Below are 24987 nucleotides of genomic sequence, written 5' to 3' on the forward strand. Positions count from 1 at the left end.
TGTAGATTCTAGCTGTAAAGATACAATGGAGCGGCGGTCTTTGGGGTATTTCGCTTTCGCGAAAGCGAAATTATCCATCAACTCCGCTTTAAATCAGAAAGGGCGTCAGAAATTATTGATGTATTGGTATATTTGAGGTCTACAATCGATTTTTATGAAAATCATCATCGCGGGAGCTGGCGAGGTGGGATTTCACCTAGCCAAACTGCTCTCCTACGAGTCCCAGGACATCACCCTGATTGATCCAGAAAAGGAACACCTGATCTATGCAGACACCCATCTAGATATCAGAACGATGCGAGGGGATGCCACCTCTATAAAAGTGTTGAAAAACAGTAACGTATCGCAGGCGGACTTATTAATTTCTGTAACCAGTAGTGAAACAACTAACATTACTGTTTGTGTGCTGGCGAAACAACTGGGAGCTAAACGAACGATTGCTCGTATTTCCAATACAGAATTTTTAGATGATCAGGAGGAAATAGGTTTTAAAGGATTTGGTATTGATGAGTTGATATCGCCAGAGTCTCTAGCCAGTAAAGAGATCGAGCTACTGCTCAATCAAAGTGCCTTCAATGATAGTTATGAATTTGAACAAGGAGCACTCACCATGGTGGGGGTAAACTTGACCCGTACGGCGCAGTTTGTGGGTAAAACTGTTCAACAAGCGGGCGAGATATTTCCTGAGGTTCACTTTATGCCTATCGCGATACAGCGTTTTGGTACTCAATATACCTTAATTCCACGTGGAGACACCCAGTTTAAGGAAGGCGACCAAGTGTACTTCATAACTACTACCGGTGGAGTGGATGAATTGTATAAACTGACTGGTAAAACCAGACGAGCGATGAGAAACGTCATGATCTTAGGCGGTAGTGCTATAGGCGAGCAAAGTGCTAGACAATTAACTAAATCTGGGATCAATGTAAAATTAGTAGAATTAGATCCAGATAAAGCTTTTGACCTTGCGGAGCGACTCCCAGAAACCCTAGTCATAAGCGGTGATGGTAGAAATGTGGAATTATTGCAAGAGGAAAGTATTCATGAAATGGACGCCTTTATCGCGGTAACAGGAAATAGTGAGACTAATATCATTTCTTGCTTAATGGCAAAAAGTAAAAGCGTCGGAAAGACAATATCCCTGGTAGAAAACATGGATTACTTCCAGCTTTCTCACAGTATAGGTATTGACACCTTGATCAATAAAAAACTGTTAGCTGCTAACAATATATTTAGATACATACGTAAGGGTGAGGTAGTTGCAATGACCAAGCTCAACAATATGAATGCAGAGCTTTTAGAATTTATAGTCAAGCCACAAAGCGATGTGTGCAACAAGCGCATCATGAATATCAAAGTTCCTCGTAGTGCAATTATAGGCGGCGTGATAAGAGAAGGAAAAGGTAACATTGTTTTAGGTGATTTCACCATCAAAGAAGGCGACAGAGTAGTGGTGTGCTGTTTGCCAAGATCCATTTCTAAAGTGGAAAAATTATTCCAATAATGCCTAGACTTAATTATAGGATTATCATGTACATTATGGGGCTGCTGTTGGTTTTCAACGGTGGTTTTATGTCCATAAGTGCTCTGGTAAGCGCTATCTATAGAGAAGATGAGGCTAGTGATTTGCTGGGCGCTAGTCTTGTAGCAATTGGGTTAGGTGCCGTATTAATGATACTTACAAGAGATCATGTTAAGGAACTGGCTAAAAAAGAAGGGTACTTAATTGTCACCTTGGGCTGGTTGATTATGGCCTTTGCGGGTACCATGCCGTATCTTTTTACGGGAGCCATTACTAATTATACAGATGCTTTTTTTGAAACCATGAGTGGCTTTACAACCACAGGCGCTAGCATCATGAACGACATTGAAATTATGCCCAAAGGTGTTCTGTTCTGGCGCAGTATGACACACTGGATAGGTGGAATGGGGATTATTGTCTTAGCTGTAGCTATTTTACCTTTATTGGGAATTGGGGGCATGCAGTTATTTGCCGCAGAAGCTCCAGGTCCCAGTGCTGACAAACTCCACCCTAGAATAACAGACACTGCTAAGAGATTATGGCTTATTTATGTAGGCTTTACAGGTGTGCAAACGATACTTTTAAAAGTCGCAGGAATGGGCTGGTTTGACGCTGTAAATCATGCCATGAGCACCTTGTCTACAGGTGGTTTTTCCACCAAAAACGCGAGTATCGCCTACTGGAACGACAATCCATACATTCAATGGATTATTGTCTTTTTCATGTTTGTTGCCGGGATGAATTTTGTCTTGAGTTATTTCGGTTTTAAAGGGCAGTTCCGGAAGATATTTATGGATACGGAATTCAAGTGGTACACTAGCTTTGTAGTAGGTTTTTCTATTATTGGTGCCATACTTATATACCTGCAAGCAGACGTATCTGTTTCTAGTATTCCTCACCCAATGGTATGGGGAGAGGCTGAAAGCGCGGTGCGTCATTCTTTTTTTCAGGTCCTTGCAGTGATTACCACCACAGGATTTGTATCTGCTGACTATACCATGTGGACTCCTTTTTTAACGATTATGTTTTTTGGTTTGTTCTTTTTAGGGGGTAGTGCAGGATCGACCTCTGGAGGTATCAAAGTGATGCGGCATATCATATTGATACGTAACGGTATTTTGGAATTTAAACGAACCTTGCACCCTAATGCTATATTGCCTGTGCGCTATAATAGCCGAGCATTACCCAATGGGATTGTATTTAATATCCTAGGGTTTTTCATCCTTTACATGCTCGCCTTTATTATAGGTTCTGTAGGTCTTGCTGCATTAGGATTGGATTTTGATACCGCTATTGGTGGAGCCTTGAGTAGTCTTGGGAATGTAGGACCAGCCTTTGGTGATTTGTCTCCGGTCAATAATTTCGCTGGATTGCCAGATTTAGGTAAGTGGTGGTGCGCCTTTCTAATGCTGATAGGCAGACTAGAATTGTTTACAGTCTTAATCTTGCTAACTCCATTCTTTTGGAGAAATAGATAGTAAAGGAAAATCAAAATCAACGCTGTCGATATTTTTTTGATTTTAATATCATCAAACACCCATCTCTTATCTTCCCTGAAGGAAAGACGGTACATCAGCGAGTTCTTCATATAAAGGCTAGCTTTTCAAAATCAATGTTCAAATGATCCTATATCTTGTTTCCCTTGAGGCGTTGTATTGAGCGCAGTCGAAATAAAAATGCAAAAGGCAATGGGTGTTAGGGCATGAATAGAACTTAAAAAAAAACCACCTACCATTACAAGAGAATGATAGGTGGTTTCAAGTTGTTGTGAATTCCGCTTTCGCGAAAGCGAAATCAACTATTAGGACAGTGCTATATGAATGCGTTCCATCGCTTCTTTGATCTGCTCTGTACTCGCTGCATAGGAAATCCGGATGCAGTTAGGTGCTCCAAAAGATTCTCCAGAGACTGTTGCCACTAGGGCTTGTTCTAGTAAGAATAAAGAGAAATCCTCTGCCGTATAAATTTTATGTCCTTTGATCTCACGACCAAAAAACGCCGAAACATCTGGAAACACATAAAATGCTCCTTCTGGCTCGTCAGTCACAAAACCGTCTATTTGGTTTAACAGGTCAAGAATCAATTTACGACGCTCTGCAAACGCATCGATCATGTATTGGATTTTAGAAACCGGTGCTTCTAGCGCTGTGATGCATGCACGCTGAGCGATACAGTTGGTACCACTCGTGATTTGACCTTGCATCTTATTACAAGCGCGAGCGATCCAGGCAGGCGCGCCTATGTAACCTACTCTCCAGCCGGTCATGGCAAATGCCTTACTTACCCCATTTATAGTAACGGTACGATCGTACATTCCATCGATTTCAGCCATACTGGTATGACCAGAACCGTAATTGATGTGCTCATAGATTTCATCGCTTACCACGATGATATCTGGATGATCCTTTAGAACCTCCGCAAAGGCTTCTAATTCTTCCCTTGAAAAAACAGAACCGCTGGGGTTGTTAGGGGAAGAGTAAAGAATCATTTTAGTTCTAGGCGTGATCGCTGCACGCAATTGATCTGCAGTGATTTTAAAATTTTGCTCTACACCAGCAGCGACTTCAACAGGGACACCGTCGGCCAGCTCAACGATGGCGCTGTAACTTACCCAATAAGGGGCTGGCAGGATGCACTCGTCGCCTTTATTTAAAAGAACCATCGCAACATTAGCAATGGATTGCTTGGCTCCAGTAGAAACCACAATCTGGCTGCGGTCATAGGTCAGGTTGTTGTCTCGTTTGAACTTATGAATAATGGCATCCTTCAATTCTACATATCCATCCACTGGCGTGTAAGCGTTGTAATTGTCATTAATAGCTTGAATGGCAGCCTCCTTCACAAAATCAGGCGTATTGAAATCAGGTTCACCTAAACTGAGCCCAATGATATCCTTACCTTGCTCGCGCAGTTCACGGGCTTTGGCGGCCATTGCAAGCGTGGCGCTGGTAGGAAGGTTATTGATACGGTCAGATAATTGCTGATTCATAATGAAGTCGTTTCTACAAAAATATCATAACCGTCATTCCTAATTGCTGCGCAGGGTCTTAATATTCTATTATTTTTGCACAAACTATCTACAGTGTCAGACATCATCAAAGCTCATTTCCCGAATATTACCGAACACCAGCAAAACCAGTTTGCACAACTGGAAGGACTTTATCGCGAATGGAACGCCCAGATCAACGTGATCTCTCGTAAAGATATTGACGAGCTCTATACCCGCCATGTATTGCACTCGCTGGGAATCGTTAGTGTAGTTCGCTTTCGCGAAAGCTTACCCAACACCTCAGGCGGTACACGAGTACTGGATGTAGGAACAGGCGGCGGCTTTCCTGGAATCCCACTGGCGATCATGTTTCCCAAAACTCATTTTCACCTGGTAGATTCCATTGCTAAAAAGCTGAAAGTCGTTGACGCCGTAGTAGAAGCCCTAGGTTTGACAAACGTCACCACAGAACATGGCCGTGCAGAGAAGGTAAAAGGAAGGTTTGACTTTATCGTAAGCAGAGCGGTGACTAACATGACCGACTTCGTTAGCTGGACCCGCAACAAAGTGCGCAAGGATAGCTACCACGAGATTGAAAACGGAATTCTTTACCTAAAAGGTGGTGACTTGAGAGAAGAACTGAAGCCCTTCAAACATGCCGATGTTTACGAACTAGAGGATGTATTCGAAGATCCCTTTTTTGAGACTAAGAAAGTGGTGCATTTGCCGTTGTAGGTAGGTTATATTATTGAGAACGATTTCGGTTATGAACGAGTATTGATAATAATGATGCGGACTTGTCGTTTTAACCATTTGTTTCTTGGGTTTCAAATTACAATTTTGTGACAAAACTCGATATTTGTAATAACCTATATTAGCTGTAGTTTTTTAGTAGAATATCTAGTTCATTATTGAAAAGGGCAGAAAATGTCTCTGAGTCATTTATCGAATTAGAAATTTTCTCTGCAAATTTAGCTTTTAAAATTCCTTGTTTGCTTTTACTATTTTCTTCTATCTCTTTTTTTGCTGTTGCAGCGAGTTCTTCATCTAAATTAGAATAATAGTCTTCTAATGTTGGTAATTCGAGTTCGATGAACCGACTTTCAAGTTTTCTCCGAATCGATTCAATTCTTTTTTGGAGATTTTCATCAACAATGTCATCTGCATTATCAATTATTAATAAATACTTGTCAAAATAATAGGGATTGCATTTTATAAGAGTATTTAATTTTTCTAATTCATAGATCGTTTCTGATAAGTCTACACTTTTTGAAACTCCCGAGGCAGACACAAATTGTATATTCTTTATAATTCCCTTTTTTCGAGCGCTATCTAATATTATTTGTAAAGAATACTCTTCTAAGACACAATAATTTTCTGGATAACCTATATCGGTTATATCAGCTCCGAGCATTTGGCTAACCACAGCTGCACATTCAGATCCAGCATAACCCTCGCTATAATTTGTTTCTTCCCAACTTTGAGTACTGAAATCTATTTTTAAAGGTTTGCCATTTTTTAATGGAAAAACTTTTTGATTAATATAATTAGCAGAAGAACTAATTATAAAGGGACTATGTGTTGATATGAAAAAATAAACTTTATTAGAAACTTCTTCATTTAATCCTACAAAGAAATCATTTAATAGAATTGGAATTGTCTTTTGAAATTTAGGGTGAAGATTATTTTCTGGCTCTTCAATTATTATAAATGAAATTGAATTACTTGAATTAATTTGTTCTTGCCACTTGTAAAGTGTTTTTCTAAGATTAAAGAAAACGGTTAGTCCATCGGCTATCATTTCTGGACTTATATTTCCTTCTGGACTTTCAAATATTAATCTTCCATTATCTTGATTAAAAGGATCACTTTGGTCTATAAATTTCTTCGCAGTAACCTCGTTTAAACCCATTTCTTGCATATAAGAATTAAATTCATCTAAGGACTGAGCATTCCCAACTCCTAATCTGGTATCAAACCTTGATTTACCACTCAAACCATTGGCTCCTTTTTCCTGTTCTTGATTGGAGAGTAGTAAATATATATTTGGATTTAAATCACCTCGATCTTCTGTTTTATTAGGATTATCATTATTCCAATATAGATATTGTTTTTTTTCATCTACCTGAAAATTCACCACACTTTCCGGGCTAAGAAAATGTCTTGAATTACCTCCATCTCTTAAGTAAGAAATGGCATTTAATATGCTCGTTTTGCCACTTCCATTTTCTCCTACAAAATAATTGATGAAATCAAAATTCTTTAATGTAATTGGTTCATATACTCTTTTGAACTTTTCAATCTTTAATTCTGTACTCATAATATTCAAAAAAAATTACAGCCACCTTTGTTATATACTCATAAAACTACAACTTATCTAGTTCATAGCTCCTGATAAACGCATATTCGCATCGCACTTATCAAATCAGCTTACCAGTATCTAAAAGCCAATTCTTGCAAACAAAAAACGCCTTTTCACAAAAATGAAAAGGCGTTTTAATATTGAATAAATTAAAGAATTACTCCCCCATAAAAGGATAACGGTAATCCGTTGGAGTTACAAAAGTTTCTTTGATCATACGTGGAGAAACCCAGCGTAGCAAGTTCAATTTGGAACCCGCCTTGTCATTGGTTCCTGATGCTCGCGCACCACCAAAAGGTTGTTGGCCTACCACAGCACCCGTACATTTATCATTCAGGTAGAAGTTACCCGCACAATTTTGCAATAGGGTAGTCGCTTGTGACAAGGCATAACGGTCTTGAGCTAGAACAGCTCCTGTTAACGCATAGATGCTTGTTTCATCTACTAGCTTTAAGGTATCTTCCCATTTACTGTCTTTATACACATAAATAGTAATCACAGGACCGAACAATTCGGTTTCCATGGTCTCATAGTTAGGATCTGTGGTGACAATAACGGTAGGTTCTACAAACCATCCTTCACTCTTATCATAACCACCACCAAAAACGATTTCTGCCTTCTTGCTTTTCTTCGCTTTGTCAATGTAGGATGCGAGCTTATCAAAAGAACCCTCATGAATCACGGCAGTCATAAAGTTGGTCATGTCTGCAGGAGACCCCATTTTGATGCTCTCGATGTCTTTTCCAATCAATTCCTTAACCTCTGGCCAGATACTTTCTGAGATATAGGCTCTAGAAGCCGCACTACATTTTTGACCTTGGAACTCAAAAGCTCCACGAACTATGGCGGTAGCCACTTGTGCAGGAACCGCTGTTTTATGACCTACGATAAAGTCCTTACCTCCAGTTTCACCTACAATACGAGGATAGGTTTTATAGGTATTGATGTTTTGTCCTATTTGTGCCCAGATTCCTTTGAATACTGATGTAGATCCTGTAAAGTGTACTCCAGCAAAATCGGCATGCGATAGAATTTCTTCTGTCATCATTTGCGGTTCTGCATTCACCATATTAATAACACCATCAGGAACTCCTGCTTCTTTAAACACTTCCATGATCACATTAGCACTTAGCATCTGGTGGTCACTAGGTTTCCATACACACACATTACCCATCAATGCCGCACTTGCTGGTAAATTTCCAGCGATGGCAGTAAAGTTAAATGGGCTGATGCAGTAGATGAATCCTTCTAATGGACGGTATTCCAGTCGATTCCATGCTCCAGAAGTAGACTCTGGCTGCTCTGCATAAATCTCAGTCATGTACTCTACGTTGAAACGTAAAAAGTCGACCAATTCACAGGCAGAGTCAATTTCTGCTTGATAAATAGTTTTGGATTGGTTGACCATTGTAGCTGCATTGATGCGAGCACGGTAAGGTCCTGCAATAAGTTCGGCTGCTTTTAGAAATATTCCAGCACGTTGTTCCCATGGCAATAGTGACCACTCTTTACGAGCTTCTAGTGCGGTGTCAATTGCTTTTTGAACCTCTTTTTTACTACCGCGGTGGTAGGTTCCCACCACTTTTTTATGATCGTGAGGTGGTCTTATATCGCCGGTGTCTCCCGTTTTTATTTCTTCGCCGCCTATGTATACAGGCACTTCCGTTTGTGTATTGTAAAATTCTTGGTAGGCTTTAAGCACTTCCTCGCGTTCAGGAGTTCCTGGTGCGTAGGATAAGATAGGCTCATTAATAGCTACCGGTACGTTGAAAAATCCTTTTCCCATGATGTATTTTCTTGCTTTTAAATTCGGTCGTGAAAATACGAAATCAAGTTTGTAATGCCACTCTTAGAGCATCGAGATCTTCAATTATGGTATGTGGTGGTGGGATTTTTTCGCTTTCGCGAAAGCGAACTCACTACTAATTCAGTGCAAACGGCGCACTCAACTTAAAAGTAGGTATGCTAACGCCAAAGTGACGGGCTGATCTAAAGTTGACCATCGTATAAGAGCCGCTCATGCTGCCAAAAGGTGAAGCCAACAAGCAACCGCTATTATAGGTATGGGATTCTCCAGGTTTAAGTACGGGTTTTTGACCTATAACACCCTCGCCATCTACAAACTCTGTACGGTTCAAGCTGTCTTTGATCTTCCAGTGGCGCGAGGTGAGTTGTACACTGTCTTTACTTTGGTTCTCAATGGTGATTTGATAGCCAAAGGCAAAATGCATGGTATAGTTCTTATAGAACGTACCTTGAAATGACGTGCGCACCGTAATCTTGATGCCTCTGGTAATTTGTTGTAACATAATTCAAGCACTCAAAAACACACTCCCGATAACAAACACAGCGCTGCTGATCGAAAAGAGGATTAAAAATACAAAATTAATAAATACAAACTTCAATAGGGTCTTCCACCTGTTCTGCTGGTAAAAGGTACGCATGGCCTTGTAGAGGTAATAAGGTCCCACTAATGCAGCGAAGGGTAAAGTTAAATTTACCCAACCATAGGTCACGGCTTTGAGACCTAAAATGAGGAACATGGATAGGAAAATGAAGGTGAATAAATGAAAGGTAAAAACCATATGTTCCATAAAGTTGTAACTACTCCTAGCATAAGCTAACCATAGAAAAAGACTTAATATGGGGGCAAAAAAGAATAGGAACAAGGGGACTTTTGGGATGACCATCGTGAGCATCAAGTCTGGATTTTTATTAATTCCTTGATACCTGATGGCTTTTAAGTATCGCAATCGATTGGTTTTGTCATTGCGATGGTTCAGGTCTTCTAAGGCTTCCTCTACGGTCATATTTTTGTTTGCCTCATAATGGTCCATGTAAGCGCCGGTTTGTGAGAAGTATTCTATGATAAAGTTTTCTTCATCCAGCTTCTCTTGGGAGATAAAACGGGTAGGTCCCACCCGCCGGACAGATGTGGTGTCTTGTTGTTCAATAATTTTAGTGAGTAAGCTACTACTCAATTGATCACCATTATTTCTTAATGAATCTCTGGTTTTAGTAAGTTGCAGGGCCACTTCTTTGCCAGTTAAAGAATCATTTTCCATCTGGAAAAAAGAGGAGTTGTTGTTCCTTATCTTACTGTCTTCAATCGAGCCGTTCCAATTCATTACCAACTGGATCAACAAGAAAAAAACAATGCTCACCGTCAAGAAGAAGCGAAATGGGTTTGCATAATGCACTCTCTTACCAGCACAATACTCTCTTGTTATGACACCAGGTCTAAAAAGAATACCACTGATGGTGCGCCATATGCGGCTGTCGTAAGAAATGAAGCTGGCAAGGAACTCTTGAAAGAAATCAGAAAGTGCTAGTTTTTTTGTGCTGTTGATTTGACCACAATGATGGCAAAATCGGTCAGCAATCTCTAACGGAGTGTCGCAATTCAAGCATTTATGACCACGAAACTGTGGCAGCAAACGTATAGGGGTACTCATGATGGGCGGTTGGTCCATCAAATATAATTAATTCGTGATTTTTGCACTATTTCCTTCGCCTATTCCTATCAGGCGGTCATACCTGCCGCCAGGCTCTCTGTAATAAGCGAGAATGGTGTATGCATTTTCAGTTTGCCAGTTATTGCCTGTAATCGCTCCAGGAATTTCAATACCATTTGCATCTATCAAGGTATATCTGTAATTATAGAAACCTTGCTTCAATAAGATGGTAGCTTCATAGAGCTTTGTAACGGGATTGAAACGCATCAGATTTTCATCTTGGTACTGAAAGCCATTGTAATTACCCGTGATGAAAACGCTAGAGTTTTTAGGCAAATCCACCACTGGATCTAGTTTGAAGTGCACATTCAAGTATTCTGCTTGCACGGCATTATCTTCATTAGTAGTAGTGGTCACTAAAAAGTTTCCGTTGATGTCTGGATTATACGTGTATTCTCTAAAAGCTCTGGATTGATCTACAAATAGGTAGGAATTATAGAGTTCATCCAGTCGTACATAATCAATATTTACATTAGGAGCTCTAAAGTCTCTGTTCTCAAAATTCAAATACTCATTTCCTGCCCAGAAGGAAGTCGGTCCGTCATATTTATAGACTTGGTTATTGCCTATGTTGAACTGTGGCTTGATCCCATAAATCCCAGAGTTCAAATCTGAATTTTGGAAGATCGCCACTTTCAAGTTAGCGTTCGGGTTGATAAAATTGATGTTTTGGGAGTCTATGTTGAACTCCACACGCTGTTGCGTTTGAACAAATTTGAGGTCTCTTGCCCGCTTTACGGCAACTCCTACGGTAGCTTGATTGTCCAGCAACATAAATTTACGAGAGAACACGAGCTCACGATCGTTATTGTAGATATGTATCATGTAGTTCCCGCTTACAGTTAATCCAGTGGTGAACTGATTAGGGATAGCTATCTCATAATGAGAATAGGATTGGAGTGTTGTAAAAGAGTTGCGGTAATTTAGAATTCTGCGATCATCAACACCTTCTAAAAACTCATTTTTAAACAGTGCACTCGAGGTCCAGTCGTAATCGTAGTGTTCTATCTGGTAGTAATAGTTTGCTTCATCTCCTATCACATCATCAAAACTCATCACAATGCGATCTCCTAAATTATAAATAGGGAGCATGTTTTGAGGCGGCTTGTTGAAAGTGACTGTTTTGATATAGTCCGGATCATTCACCAGGTCTGCTAATTCTTGCGCTTTCGCAAAAAAATAGCCAGATAAAATTGTAATCAAAACAAGAAAATACGACTTCATAAAGGTGAGTTCTCAATAGTAAAGGTACTAGAAAATCTAATTCTTTAACTGAAGAGCGAAAGCAATGCCAAAGCAACTTTCTACTACTATTTAGAAAAATTCTAAATAAAAAGTGTCATATCAATTGAGGTCATTATTACGTAAATTTGCGGACTCAAAAAAGGACTAAATCCACTTATCCTATGTCAAAGGACATTAGAGTTAAAAAAGGGCTTAACCTCAAGCTCAAGGGCGATGCAGACAAGTCGATTGTTGATGCGCCTAGATCTAGCGTTTACGCTATCAAACCAGCAGATTTTCATGCAGTTGTACCTAAAATGGTTCTCAAAGAAGGCGCACGCGTCAAGGCGGGAGAAACCATTTTCTATTCTAAGTACGATGAGCCTGTGAAGTTTGCTTCACCAGTAAGCGGTACGCTTACTGAAATCGTGAGAGGTGCAAAACGCCGTATCATGGAGGTTCGTATTACTGCAGATGCTGTTGATGAATTTGTTGACTATGGAGTTTTAGATCCTGGTACAGCAGATGCTGCAGCTATTAAAACTCGGTTATTGGAATCAGGTTGCTGGCCATTCATTATACAGCGCCCATACGATATTGTGGCAAGTGCAGAGGATACGCCTAAGTCGATTTTTGTGTCGGCTTACACGACAGCTCCATTAGCAGGTGATGCAGATTATATCGTTGCTCAGAAAAAAGAAGCTTTTCAAGCCGGTATTACTGCTTTAAGCCGATTGACTTCAGGAAAAGTTCATGTGGGTATTGGCAAGGATTCCGCAATTGGATCAGTTTCACATGCTGAGGTTCATACCGTCAAAGGTCCACATCCTGCTGGGAATGTAGGTGTGCAAATACATAAAATTGATCCGATCAATTTCGGTGAGAAGGTGTGGGTTGTTGGGGCTGAGGATGTTGCGACTATTGGAAATTTATTTTTAACAGGTCGTTTTCATGCGGAACGTACGGTAGCGCTGGTTGGTACTGAGGTGCCAGATGCTGACAGGAAATATTACAGAACGACTATAGGTGCAAATGTGTCTACGCTTGTAAGTAATGTAAATACTATTGAGACTAGGATTATCTCTGGAGATGTGTTGACTGGTGATAAGTTGAGTAACGATCAGTTTCTTAATTTTTATCACAACACAGTAACCTTAATTCCAGAAGGTAATGAATACGCTTTGCTAGGATGGTTGCCATTTACTCGCAATAATATTCCGAGTAATTCTGGAACTTCTCTTTCTTGGTTAACTGGAGGGAAAAGTAAAGTAGATACTAACTTGAATGGTGAGGAGAGAGCACTAGTGGTTACTGGTGAGATGGAAGAAGTACTGCCTATGGATATTTATCCTATGCAATTGATAAAAGCATGTATGGCAGGTGATATTGAAAAAATGGAAAATCTTGGGATTTATGAAGTAGCTCCAGAAGATTTTGCTTTAGTAGATTATATAAATACATCAAAGCTAGAGGCGCAAGAAGTGATTCGCCTAGGTCTTGATTTAATGATTACAGAAGTAGGATAAACTATGAAATGGGTTAGAAACAAATTAGACCAGGTTAGAAAGCCTTTTGAGCCTGGTGAGAAGTATGAGAAGTTTGCTCCGGCAATTAATGCTTTTGATACCTTCCTATTTACTCCAAATCACACTACTAAAAAAGGAGCGCACATACGCGACGTGGTGGATTTAAAGCGTACAATGATTACCGTTGTATTAGCTTTAGTTCCAGCTTTACTTTTTGGTATGTGGAATACAGGAGCGCAATATTTGTATCAGGAAAGAGGTCTGGCAAGTGTGCTAGACGTTCCTTTTTGGGATGCATTTATTGAAGGTGCAATTTTAGTATTGCCTTTGATTATCGTGTCTTATGTAGTAGGATTAACGATAGAGTTCATTTTTGCCATTTATAGAGGTCACGAGGTGAATGAGGGTTACTTGGTAACTGGATTGTTGATCCCTATGATTTTCCCAGTTGATATCCCATTATGGATGCTAGCGCTATCTGTTGCTTTTGCGGTATTGATAGGTAAAGAAGCATTTGGTGGTACAGGAATGAATATCTTGAATCCGGCCTTAACGGCTAGAGCATTTGCATTCTTTGCTTATCCTTTATATATGTCTGGTAATGAGGTTTGGGTAGCTAATGGTAATACAGATGCAGTTTCAGGAGAGACAATTTTAGGTACACTTGCAAGCGGTAGTTATGATGGTGAGATAAGCGGTGCAGCAAGTAATGCTGTTGCTTTTTCAAATACAAGTGCAGCCTCTGAACCTACAGTACTTGCTGGTGTTGATTTCTATGATATGTTCATGGGCTTCATTCCTGGTTCAGTAGCAGAAACTTCTGCGCTTATGATCATCATTGGTGCGATCATCTTGATAGCAACTAAGGTAGGTAGCTGGAGAATCATACTAGGCGGTCTTATAGGTGGTGTGGCAATGGGATTGATCTTTAACTTCTTTGGAGGCTTAGGGGAAGATTTTGTCAACCAACTGGTGGCTGGTGGTCAAATTACCATGGACGAAGTGCTGAATGATGCCGGAGCGGTGGCAGCATTAGATCTAGGTGGTTGGGATGCAACATTATTAGAAATGGGAACCAATCAATTGTTCAACTTCCCGTTCTATCAGCACCTTGTTGTAGGTAGTATATTATTTGGTATTGTGTTTATGGCGACCGACCCTGTAAGTGCGGCACAGACATTGAAAGGAAAGTGGATATATGGGATCTTGATTGGATTCTTTGGTTTGTTGATTCGTATTTTCAACCCAGCATATCCAGAAGGAATTATGCTTGCTATATTACTGTTGAACGTATTTGCGCCAACTATTGATCACTATGTGATTCAAGGCAATATCAACAAGCGTAAGAAACGATTGAAAAAAGCTAAAGTTCAACTTCAAGCAGCTTAAGAAATGGATAGAAATTCAAATGCATACACATTCCTATTTGCTATCATCATGGTAGCGGTAGTAGCTAGTGCACTGGCCTTTGCAGCAACAAACCTGCAGCCGGCACAAGCTAAAAATGTGAAAGAAGAAAAAATGCAGAACATCCTTACTACCGTGGGTATCGAGACGACAAGAGATTCTGCTGAAGCATTGTTCAACGAGTATATCGTTGAACAAGTAGCACTTAATAATCAAGGTGAAGAACGCACAGATGTTGATGCTTTTACCGTCGATCTTAAAAAAGAGTTGAAGCGTCCTGTGGAGGAGCAAGCATTCCCACTTTATGTGGCAGATGTTGAAGGTGCTAAATACTACATCGTACCCTTGAGAGGTAAAGGTCTTTGGGATGCCATCTGGGGTTATGTAGCCTTAAAAGACGATGTCAACACTATAAAAGGTGCTGTATTTGATCACAAGGGAGAAACTCCTGGATTAGGTGCTGAGATCACACAAGGATGGTTCAAGAAACGTTTTGATGATGAAAAAATCATGGACGAGTCTGGAAACTTCATAGGTGTGTCGGTAGCTAAAGGTTACCAAGGCGGCGATAACAAGGATGATAACGCAGTAGATGCTATTGCTGGAGCTACCATCACAGGTGATGGAGTGACAGACATGATTTCAGAGCGTCTTAAAAATTACCTTCCTTACTTCAAACAAAAGACTAACGTAAAAGTAGCAATGCAGTAAATCTGCGGTTGTAATTACGCTTTCGCGAAAGCGAACTAAAATCAACATTTATGGCTCACAATAAAGAATCTAAAAAACAGGGATTGATCCTTTTCCTCTCGGATACCGACGAGCGTGAAGGTCTGTTGGGTAAAAAGAATCGCAAACTCTTATCTGACCCGTTAACTGATAATAACCCGATTACCGTACAAGTATTGGGTATTTGTTCAGCACTTGCAATCACCGTACAGCTTAAACCAGCGATTGTAATGAGTATAGCTGTAATGGCGGTAATGGCATTTAGTAACATGATCATTTCTGCCTTACGTAACTTGATTCCATCACGTATACGTATCATCGTGCAGTTAGTAGTTGTAGCGGCTCTTGTAATTCTTGTAGATCAAGTGTTGAGAGCTTACGCTTATGATGTTTCTAAAGAACTGTCGGTATTTGTCGGGCTGATTATTACCAACTGTATTGTAATGGGACGTCTTGAAGCGTTTGCTTTAGGTCATGGTGTTTACAAATCTTTCCTTGATGGGATTGGGAACGCTGCAGGTTATGCATTCATCTTGATTCTTGTAGCTTTCTTCAGAGAGTTATTAGGGGCAGGTAAATTATTAGGTTACGAGGTCATCCCACAATCATTCTACGAGTTTGGGTATGAGAACAACGGTTTGATGTTGTTGTCGCCTATGGCATTAATCACGGTAGGTATCATCATCTGGGTACAACGCAGCCGTAACAGAACATTAATCGAACAGAACTAATAATACTAAGAATTAGAAAATGGATTTAATAAATCTCGCTGTAAGAAGTATTTTCATTGAGAACATGGTATTCGCCTATTTCCTAGGTATGTGTTCTTATCTAGCCGTTTCAAAATCGGTTAAAACTGCGGTAGGTCTAGGAGCTGCTGTAGTATTTGTATTAGGAATCACGGTGCCTATCAACTGGTTGTTGGATACTTATTTGTTGAAGCCAGGCGCATTGAGCACTTGGTTAGGAGCTGAATATGCTGATATCGACTTAAGTTTCTTGAGTTTTATCATGTTTATCGCGGTTATCGCGAGTATGGTACAACTAGTAGAAATGATAGTGGAGCGTTTTGCTCCAGCACTTTATGGTGCACTAGGTATATTCCTTCCATTGATCGCAGTAAACTGTGCGATCCTAGGTGGATCGCTATTCATGCAACAAAAGGACTTTTCAAATATAGGTGAGTCTGCCGTTTACGGTATAGGATCTGGTTTCGGATTCTTCCTTGCCATTTTAGCGATTGCAGCAATCCGTGAGAAAATATCTTATTCAAATGTGCCTGCACCATTAAGAGGTCTAGGAATCACATTTATCATCACAGGACTTATGGCGCTAGGCTTCATGAGTTTTATGGGAATCGAAATTTAAATATCTAAGAAGAAGAACCAATGGATTCTAACTTAATTACCATACTCGCAAGTGTAGCTATATTTTTGACACTGATTCTATTATTAGTAGTCTTATTGCTAACTGCAAAATCAAAATTACTTCCTTCTGGACCGGTCACGATCAATGTGAACGGCGAGAAGGACATCACTACAGGTTCTGGAGGCACGCTTTTAGGAACTTTAGGAGATAACAAACTATTCTTACCATCTGCCTGTGGTGGTGGTGGAACTTGTGTACAGTGTAAATGTGTTGTTACAGAAGGTGGAGGATCTATCTTACCAACTGAGGTTCCTCACTTTACACGTAAAGAAATAGCTGCCGGATGGAGACTGGGTTGCCAGGTTAAGGTGAAGCAGGACATGAAAATCGAGATTCCAGAAGAAGTATTCGGGATCAAGAAGTGGGAAGCGACTGTGGTACGTAATTACAACGTAGCATCTTTTATTAAGGAGTTTGTAGTAAAACTTCCTGAGGATATGGATTATGAAGCTGGAGGTTACATCCAGATTGAAATTCCTAAATGTGAAGTAAAGTATCAAGATATTGATATTACTGCGCATCCAGAAGAACACGAGACTCCAGATAAGTTTAAAGCAGAGTGGGACAAGTTCAACTTGTGGCCACTAGTAATGAAGAATCCTGAAACAGTAGAGAGAGCATATTCTATGGCTTCTTTCCCTGCGGAGGGTCGTGAGATCATGTTGAACGTACGTATCGCTACGCCACCATGGGATCGCGCTAAGAATGGCTGGATGGATGTAAACCCTGGTATCGCTAGTTCGTATATCTTCAACCAAAAAGAAGGAGACAAAGTAGTTGTTTCAGGTCCTTATGGTGAGTTCTTTATCAATCACTCTGATGCAGAAATGTTATATGTAGGTGGTGGAGCAGGGATGGCGCCTATGCGTTCCCACTTATACGAGCTTTTCAAGACCTTGAAAACAGATCGTAAAGTGACGTATTGGTACGGTGGACGTTCTAAGCGTGAATTGTTCTATATCGAGCACTTCCGTTCTTTAGAGCGTGAATTCCCTAACTTCAAGTTCTACTTAGCACTTTCTGAGCCTATGGAAGAAGACAATTGGAAAGTAAAGGATAGCATCGAGGATGAATCAGGAGACGGATTCGTTGGCTTTATTCACCAAGTGGTGATAGATCAATACCTAAGCAAGCACGAGGCTCCTGAAGATATCGAGGTATACTTCTGTGGACCGCCATTGATGAACAACGCTGTTGGTAAAATGGCTGAGGACTTTGGTGTGCCGCCAGAGAATATACGTTTTGATGACTTTGGAGGATAATATAATATCTAGTTCGCTTTCGCGAAAGCGTAAAAATCAAAAATCCCGACTGTTTTCAGTTGGGATTTTTTGTTAGTGGCAGTTTCTGATGTAAATACATTCTCATTAAAAGAACTGCGGGAAATGTCGGAATTTTACAAAACCTGATCATTTGGGACTGTTAAATTTGTACCAGTTCAGCTCCTATGAAATTTATAAGTGACCCTAATTTTTCACATTCCTTATTTAAGGATGTGGTGCGCATCGATTATCAATCGGATATGCCACCTTATCTCATAAATGATTACGGGTACACTTACTTGATGTTTTGCTACGGTGATTTTGAGGCGGTCGACCATAAAGGAAATCTAGTTCCAGTACCGCAAAAACTGGTAAAAGGAACTGGAGATTACTTCTCTATAACGGCTCATAAGGACAACATCTGGATCACCCTGGAGATGCCTAACCATGTTCTTTATAATATTACTGGTATCCCATCAAATCGCAGTAGGAATGTTTTATATGATTTAGAATCGTACGTGGACCCAACGGTACTCGATTCCTTATATGATGCGTTAAGAAATAAAGAAAGTATTTCAGGAATCATTGAAACGGTTGATGAGCACCTGTCTCATTACTATTCAAAATGGGGTCGACCTTTAAAGTCGACACCTATCGTAGAATATATCTACCAGGAAAAGGGACTGATCACTCTAGCAGACTTACAGGTTCAATTTCCATATTCAGAACGAACGCTGGAACGCATGTTCAATAAAGAAGTAGGCTGCTCGCCTTATCGCTTCATTTGCTTGGTGCGTTTCAACTATGTGATCAGAGAAATCGAGAACAACCCAGAGGTTTTGATCAGCGACTTGACTGCCCAATACAACTACTACGACCATTCACACTTTGAGAAAGATTTTCAGAAATTTCTAGGACAATCGGTTTCCAACTATAAGAACGAATTCAATCCACTGCTTACTCAGGCACTGGCGCGCAAATTTGTAAAAGCTGATGATGCTTGATTTATAATATTGGATCGCTTGGGGACGATCCTTGGTTCAATTACTAGGGATAATTGAGCAACAAATCCGGTATGATTTCATACCGGATTTTGTTTTTTGGGAAAATAGCAAACACTGTAAAGGAGCCCTGATTGAATTTAGCTTGCTACTGCAGCTGTTGGGTTGTTGATCTTACGACCTTTATAAAACGCAAAGAACATGATATACGCATAGCAAGCCATGGGTAGTAGGAAAGCCAGAGCAAAACCTAAAGAATCAGCTAGCGCGCCGAAACTTATTGGGACAATGGCTCCACCAACGATGGCCATGCACAGCAAACCAGAAGCTTGAGGTTTCAAGTCACCTAGACCGTTTAAGGTTAATGTAAATATCGTAGGAAACATGATCGAGTTAAACAACCCTACCGCAAGGATGGACCACATAGCCATCAATCCAGGTGAAGAAACACTGATCATAATCATCAGTATCGCCAGAGCGGTAAAGGTCATCAACACCTTAAACGGAGCAATGAATCGCATTAATGCAGATCCTATAAATCGACCTACCATCGCACCGGTCCAGTAGAAAAACAAAAAAGCTCCTACCACGGCTTTCGCGTCGATGTCATTAATATCAGCGTTCAAGAAAAAGGAAGCAATGCCGCCCATGGTTTCGTTATTTCTGATGGTTTCTTCTAGATTCAAATCAATGAAGTAGTTGACTAAGTAACTTCCTATCGCGACCTCAGCACCTACGTACACAAAGATCCCGGCCGCGCCCATCCAAACTGATGTTTTCTTAAGAAGTGCTGAATAACCACTTTTGGCTGTTTTTTGTAGCTGTGGTAACTTGATGAAAATAAAGGCTACAGCCAGCAATGCAATTAATCCCGCAAAAAACAAAAAAGGCGTCTGTACAGCACCAGCTTCAGAAATGTAATAACTTTCACGTTCTACTTCAGTCAAAACCGTGATCTCCTGAGAGGTCAATATCTTGTCACTCAACAAGAACGCAGCTCCGGCAATGGGTGCAATAGCAGTTCCTAATGAATTGAATGCTTGCGCCAGATTCAAGCGGCTGCCTGCGCCGTCTTCTGATCCCAAAACTGCAACATAAGGGTTTGCAGCTACTTGCAGGATCGTGATGCCCGCAGCGAGTGTGAAATAAGCCAGAAGAAAAACTCCAAAAATACGCTCAGATGATGCTGGGTAAAATAATAGACAACCAATTGCCATGGTAGAAAGGCCTATGATGATTCCTTTTTTATAACCTACTTTGGATAACAACACTCCAGCCGGAATGGAAAAAACAAAATAGGCGAGAAAAAAGGCAAATTGTACCAATCCAGCCTGAAAGTAGGTAAGCTCGAAGACCTCTCTTAATCTAGGTACGAGGCTGTCTACCAGCACGGTGATGAATCCCCATAAAAAGAAAAGCACGGTAATAATGATGAAGGGTACAGTATAATTGGTTTTAGTGGAATTCATACGGGATAAAGATGTAGTTTGTTTTGAGCCAGTGTTGATGGAAGTTCGCTTTCGCGAAAGCGAACTTTTAATCCATTTAATCCTCTAAATAAGAAGCTGAGTTGACCCTGGAATTGGTGCCATTTTTAAATTCCATCATGGCAAAACCTTTGTGGATGCAATAGCTTCCCGTTTCACCCGCTTTATTCATGGCGATATAGGCTACTTGAAAATCTTTGTGATCGGGATTTTTTCTAATAGTGCGCATCACCGCTTCTTCACATGCCGCTTGTGGAGACATGCCGTTACGCATTAATTCTACAATAAGAAAACTACCTACAGATTTCATAATTTCTTCACCCATTCCTGTGGCCGCAGCGCCGCCCACTTCATTATCTATAAACAATCCGGCGCCTATAATAGGGGAATCGCCTACACGACCTTTCATCTTATAAGACAATCCTGAGGTAGTACATGCTCCTGAGATATCACCATTTGCATCCATACACACCATGCCGACGGTGTCGTGATTTTCTATATTAATTATAGGTTTGTATTCGCTAGTGGTAAGCCATTCTCTATAAGCTTTTTCAGAGGATTCGGTCAATAAGGTTTCTTTTTGAAAACCTTGTTTTTCTGCAAATTCTTCTGCTCCTTCTCCAGCTAGCATGACGTGAGGCGTTTCTAACATCACTTTTTTAGCCAAGGCTGCTACATTGGTATAATCCTCTACACAAACAACTGCACCGCAATTCCCATTGTGATCCATAACGCAAGCATCTAGAGTCACGTTTCCCTCGCGGTCTGGTGCGCCACCTTTTCCAACGGTGGTGTTTCGTATATCTTCTTCTTCAACGGCTACTCCAGCAATGGCGGCGTCCAGCGCATTCATGCCAGATTCTAAGGCTTTTCCTGCAGTAGCGTTTGCATTTACAAAGCCCCAAGTACATATGGCAATAGGTGATTTTTTCATAGATGTTTTAGGTATTGATTTACAGGCAAGCAGATTCATGCCCAATGTGAGTGCAATGCTGCCTTTAGTTGTTGTAGATATGAATTTTCTTCTATCCAATTTATTGAATGCTTATCTCGTCTACAAATATCCATGCGGTACCATTCATAGGATAGCCTAAATGCCATTCTGGAAGGGCTCCGTAATTTGTAGCAATGACTTTGATATAACGAGCCTCTGTATTTCCAATTTCAAGACTTACCGTATGGATTTCACTGACTTCTTCTTTACCCGTGGCCGGAATATTTCTTGATAGCTGCTTGATAGCACGCTTATTCTCGTCAAGTAATTCTATTTCTAGATCTGTAGGATAAAAAATCCAGCTGCGTTGATCTTTTAGAAAGTTGATCTTCATTTCTTGTATTGATTTCGTGGAACCTAGATCAATTACAACGTCTAGATCTTGATTCTTTATTCCTTGCCAGGCTCCAGATCTAAAGTCACGAGTTCCTTCAATACCGTTAATAAGGGCATCCTTACCGCCAGCACTGTATTCATTAGCATATTCATAATTGAGCGTGATCGACCGATTCGCATCATACTTATAAAATTGAGTCTGAATGGTGTCGCTATGCACACCTTCTGCCACAGCGTAGGTTTCCATAAAGGTGGACTCGTTGATAGAAATTGGTTCTCGATACTTTTGATATTTCTGTCCTTTTAAACGATAGAAGATTTCTGAATTGGAAATCGTACCTAGAGCAACTTCAGTAGTAGTAGGAAATGAAATAGCTCCAGTTTCTATAAATGGAGGAGTAACTATATCGTGTCCAACAATTTGAGTAGTAGGTCGATATTGAATGGCGCTTCCCCATAAACTAGGCGTAGTTTTCATTTCAAATATCCATTGACCACCAGCCATTAATTCCTCATGAGAGACGAAGGTATTGTTATTGGGTCGCTTATTCCCGTTGTTTGTTCTCTCTCTATCAATCGACATTCCTTGTACATAAATGCCTTCGCCTTCCTTTTTAATCGTTAGTGATTTTCCATTTTCAAAATGTAGCGTTGCTTTTTTGAATAATGGAGCCCCTATAATGTATTCATTGCTTGCTGGCGTTACTGGGTAGAAACCTAAAGAACTCAAAACATACCAAGCGCTCATTTGACCACAGTCTTCATTTCCTGAAATACCATCAGGAGCATTTGCATAAAGTGTTGTCAGTATCTCATGAACCCGCTCTTGGGTTTTATGTGGCTTGCCTACAAAGTTATACAGGTAGGCCATGTGGTGACTGGGTTCATTACCATGAGCATATTGACCAATTAACCCAGTGATATCTGCTTGATCTCGTCCTGAGGTTTCAGCTTCTGCAGTAAAAAGTTGATCCAGATGTTTTTCATAATTTTCTTTTCCGCCCATCAATTTGATGTGCCCACTAATATCTTGAGGGGCATATAGGGAATACTGCCAGGCGTTGGCTTCCGTATAATTGAAGTTCACTTCAAATGGGTCAAATGGCGAAAACCATGTATTCCTAAACCTTCCTTGAAAGAATCCTGTTTCTGGATTGTATAGATTTTTATAATTCTGTGCTCTCTTTATAAATTCATCGTGATCTTCAGTTTTGTCTAATTTCTTTGCCATTTGAGCAATGGTCCAGTCGTCATAAGCATACTCTAACGTCTTGGAAACCGATTCGCTTTCCTCTTCCACAGGTATAAAGCCATATTTTTTATAGGACTCAAGTCCTAATTTGTCTTGCATAGCGCTGTGCTTCATAGCCTCAAAAGCTTTCTCTACATTATATCCGTCAATTCCTTTCAAGTACGCATCTGCAATTATGGGTACGGCATGATAGCCTATCATGCAGCCTGTGTAATTTCCACTCAAATCCCAGATGGGTAAAATTCCACCCTCGTCGTATTTAGCTGTGAACGTATTGATAAAGTCGTTGGTCCGCTTTTGATCAATGATAGTATACAAAGGATGGGCTGCTCTATAGGTATCCCATAGGGAAAATACGGTGTAGTAGTCAAAATCTGTTGTTTGATGGATTTTTAGGTCCATGCCGCGGTAGCGTCCATCAACATCTTGATATAAATTAGGAGCCAGCATGGTGTGGTATAGTGCGGTATAAAAAGTGATGACTTTATCTTCATCGTCATCTTCTACCACAATTTTTGAAAGTTCTTTTTCCCATACAGCATTTGCCTCTTTACGCACTTCCTCAAAGCTTTTAGATCCAATTTCTTCTTCTAGGTTTTTTCTAGCACCTGCGACATCAACGGCTGATATCCCGATTTTAATAACCACGGATTCGTTATTGGGATTGTCAAACTCGATGGCTTTTTTAGTGACGGTGCTGTCCATCTTTTTATCCCAGTTTTTTATGGGATGCGAGGTACTGATCGCATAATAGAGCATTTGTTTGCTAGCCCAGGCGCTGGAAAAGCGTTTGCCCGATATCTCGTTAGCCGATTCAATCTTGATTTGATGCTCCAGCAGTTTATCTCTATGTTCTAAATCCAAAATAACAAACTGGTTCAAGCTATCTGGAAACTGGTATTTGTGCATGCCGCTGCGCTTAGAAACCGTTAGCTCTACGTCAATATCTGTATCCTCTAAATGAACACTATAGTATCCAGGACTGGCAGTTTCGTTATCATGTGAAAACGAAGAACTATAACCGGCCTCACCATCTGCTCCGTTATTGAGTATGGCCTTATTTGTAGGCATCAATAATACATCGCCGTAATCACTGACACCAGTACCGCTCAGATGTGTGTGTGAAAATCCATAAATAACATCGTCACTGTAGTGGTAGCCACTGCAACCATCCCAGCCTTCCAGCCGAGTGTCGGGACTCAACTGCATCATCCCAAAAGGCATGCTGGCGCCAGGATATGTATGTCCATGGCCACCAGTGCCTATAAAAGGATTGACATATTCAGTGAGTGGTCTATCGGCCTTAGCCTCCACAATAGGTTCAGACTCAAAGTCACAGGAATATAAACTGAGAAATAATATGGATAAAAGTGCAAGACTTGCGTTGCGCATGAGATCGTGTTAAAAAATTAAAGATAAGGAAATGCATTGATGCGTTTAAGGCTTTCCATGTAGTTCGCTTTCGCGAAAGCGAACCAGCCATAAGCAGCTGAATTTGGTAAAGAACTATCAATACTATGGTAGATGCTGCTACAGGATATATCTTTGTTCTATGACACCATTATCTGAACAGGAATTACACCAGCTTGCGATGAATATTGTGGGCAAGGAATTGGAAGAGCAAGGCTTTGAGTTTTTAGCTGTGAATTCTAAACCTAAAAAGGACCCCCAATTTGTAGCGCTGAAAAATAAAAAACTTCATTTTGTGGTCGTCCGCGCCATCACCTATCCAGTAAATCCAGTAGAATACGATCAGAAACTCATGAAAACAGTTTATGATCATGCGGTAAAATACAAAGCGCGCACCTATTTTGCCGGCGTTGGTCTTGCCAATTCTAGAGATTATGACATGCCGGTGCACCATGAAGATGATTATGTGGTCAATTATGCCGGCTTGATAGAGGTCAAAGAATAAGTTAGCTCCACAAATCGCAGGAATTCAATAACAATACT

20 protein-coding genes are annotated in these 24987 nt (G+C 40.5%); 11 read left to right on the plus strand and 9 right to left on the minus strand.

Annotated elements, in window-relative coordinates; genetic code table 11:
- Nucleotides 1–154 precede the first annotated feature (154 nt).
- Together trkA and NMS_RS06275 are read left to right on the plus strand one after the other, a co-directional pair.
- Nucleotides 155–1504, plus strand: a complete 1350-nt coding sequence (gene trkA / locus NMS_RS06270; RefSeq protein ID WP_041495940.1) for a Trk system potassium transporter TrkA — start codon at nt 155–157, stop codon at nt 1502–1504.
- Entirely contained in the window at nt 1504–3000 is a 1497-nt protein-coding gene (locus NMS_RS06275; protein ID WP_041495941.1) for a TrkH family potassium uptake protein, read from the plus strand. The genes trkA and NMS_RS06275 overlap by 1 nt, the downstream gene beginning before the upstream one ends.
- A 323-nt stretch (nt 3001–3323) precedes the next feature.
- Here the strand turns inward: NMS_RS06275 and NMS_RS06280 are convergent, their stop codons facing one another.
- On the minus strand, nt 3324–4511 hold the full coding sequence (locus NMS_RS06280) for a pyridoxal phosphate-dependent aminotransferase (RefSeq protein ID WP_041495942.1): 1188 nt from the start codon (nt 4509–4511) through the stop codon (nt 3324–3326).
- A 93-nt stretch (nt 4512–4604) separates the two neighbouring features.
- Between NMS_RS06280 and rsmG the strand changes: the two genes are divergently transcribed.
- Complete coding sequence (rsmG, locus tag NMS_RS06285) at nt 4605–5246, plus strand: 16S rRNA (guanine(527)-N(7))-methyltransferase RsmG (protein ID WP_041495943.1); 642 nt, start codon at nt 4605–4607, stop codon at nt 5244–5246.
- Between the two features lie 139 nt (nt 5247–5385).
- Here the strand turns inward: rsmG and NMS_RS06290 are convergent, their stop codons facing one another.
- The 5 genes from NMS_RS06290 to NMS_RS06310 all read right to left on the minus strand — a co-directional run bounded on the left by NMS_RS06290 (nt 5386) and on the right by NMS_RS06310 (nt 11612).
- Entirely contained in the window at nt 5386–6831 is a 1446-nt protein-coding gene (locus NMS_RS06290) for an AAA family ATPase (protein WP_041495944.1), read from the minus strand.
- A 199-nt stretch (nt 6832–7030) separates the two neighbouring features.
- Nucleotides 7031–8659, minus strand: a complete 1629-nt coding sequence (pruA, locus tag NMS_RS06295) for an L-glutamate gamma-semialdehyde dehydrogenase (protein ID WP_041495945.1) — start codon at nt 8657–8659, stop codon at nt 7031–7033.
- A 136-nt stretch (nt 8660–8795) separates the two neighbouring features.
- Entirely contained in the window at nt 8796–9182 is a 387-nt protein-coding gene (apaG, locus tag NMS_RS06300; RefSeq protein WP_041495946.1) for a Co2+/Mg2+ efflux protein ApaG, read from the minus strand.
- Between the two features lie 3 nt (nt 9183–9185).
- Nucleotides 9186–10328, minus strand: coding sequence for a DUF3667 domain-containing protein (locus tag NMS_RS06305; protein ID WP_041495947.1), 1143 nt, complete (start codon nt 10326–10328; stop codon nt 9186–9188).
- A gap of 27 nt (nt 10329–10355) precedes the next feature.
- Nucleotides 10356–11612: a type IX secretion system plug protein gene (locus NMS_RS06310; RefSeq protein ID WP_041495948.1), complete on the minus strand. Its 1257-nt coding sequence runs from the start codon at nt 11610–11612 to the stop codon at nt 10356–10358.
- A 182-nt stretch (nt 11613–11794) separates the two neighbouring features.
- Here NMS_RS06310 and NMS_RS06315 point away from each other — a divergent pair, with 182 nt between their 5' ends.
- The 7 genes from NMS_RS06315 (at nt 11795) to NMS_RS06345 (ending at nt 18968) form a co-directional block, all read left to right on the plus strand.
- Nucleotides 11795–13138 (plus strand): Na(+)-translocating NADH-quinone reductase subunit A, encoded by a 1344-nt coding sequence (locus NMS_RS06315; RefSeq protein ID WP_041495949.1) that lies wholly within the window; start codon nt 11795–11797, stop codon nt 13136–13138.
- Between the two features lie 3 nt (nt 13139–13141).
- Nucleotides 13142–14527 (plus strand): NADH:ubiquinone reductase (Na(+)-transporting) subunit B, encoded by a 1386-nt coding sequence (gene nqrB / locus NMS_RS06320; protein ID WP_041495950.1) that lies wholly within the window; start codon nt 13142–13144, stop codon nt 14525–14527.
- 3 nt (nt 14528–14530) lie between these two features.
- Entirely contained in the window at nt 14531–15256 is a 726-nt protein-coding gene (locus NMS_RS06325) for a Na(+)-translocating NADH-quinone reductase subunit C (protein WP_041495951.1), read from the plus strand.
- A 50-nt stretch (nt 15257–15306) separates the two neighbouring features.
- Complete coding sequence (locus NMS_RS06330; protein WP_041495953.1) at nt 15307–16005, plus strand: NADH:ubiquinone reductase (Na(+)-transporting) subunit D; 699 nt, start codon at nt 15307–15309, stop codon at nt 16003–16005.
- 19 nt (nt 16006–16024) lie between these two features.
- Complete coding sequence (gene nqrE, locus NMS_RS06335; RefSeq protein WP_041495954.1) at nt 16025–16642, plus strand: NADH:ubiquinone reductase (Na(+)-transporting) subunit E; 618 nt, start codon at nt 16025–16027, stop codon at nt 16640–16642.
- Between the two features lie 20 nt (nt 16643–16662).
- The gene (gene nqrF, locus NMS_RS06340) at nt 16663–17964 is read left to right on the plus strand and encodes an NADH:ubiquinone reductase (Na(+)-transporting) subunit F (RefSeq protein ID WP_041495956.1); all 1302 of its coding nucleotides are present in this window, start codon (nt 16663–16665) and stop codon (nt 17962–17964) included.
- 185 nt (nt 17965–18149) lie between these two features.
- A complete protein-coding gene (locus NMS_RS06345; protein WP_041495957.1) occupies nt 18150–18968 on the plus strand; it encodes a helix-turn-helix domain-containing protein in 819 nt (272 codons plus the stop codon).
- A 137-nt stretch (nt 18969–19105) separates the two neighbouring features.
- Here the strand turns inward: NMS_RS06345 and NMS_RS06350 are convergent, their stop codons facing one another.
- From NMS_RS06350 to NMS_RS06360, 3 genes are all read right to left on the minus strand, one after another.
- On the minus strand, nt 19106–20434 hold the full coding sequence (locus NMS_RS06350) for a sugar MFS transporter (protein WP_041495958.1): 1329 nt from the start codon (nt 20432–20434) through the stop codon (nt 19106–19108).
- A gap of 76 nt (nt 20435–20510) precedes the next feature.
- Nucleotides 20511–21485 (minus strand): isoaspartyl peptidase/L-asparaginase family protein, encoded by a 975-nt coding sequence (locus NMS_RS06355; RefSeq protein WP_041495959.1) that lies wholly within the window; start codon nt 21483–21485, stop codon nt 20511–20513.
- Between the two features lies 1 nt (nt 21486).
- Complete coding sequence (locus NMS_RS06360; RefSeq protein ID WP_041495960.1) at nt 21487–24426, minus strand: GH92 family glycosyl hydrolase; 2940 nt, start codon at nt 24424–24426, stop codon at nt 21487–21489.
- Nucleotides 24427–24586: 160 nt separating this feature from the next.
- Between NMS_RS06360 and NMS_RS06365 the strand changes: the two genes are divergently transcribed.
- On the plus strand, nt 24587–24949 hold the full coding sequence (locus tag NMS_RS06365; protein WP_041495961.1) for a hypothetical protein: 363 nt from the start codon (nt 24587–24589) through the stop codon (nt 24947–24949).
- The last annotated feature ends 38 nt before the right edge of the window (nt 24950–24987 follow it).

The organism is Nonlabens marinus S1-08, from assembly GCF_000831385.1.
Lineage (GTDB): Bacteria > Bacteroidota > Bacteroidia > Flavobacteriales > Flavobacteriaceae > Nonlabens > Nonlabens marinus.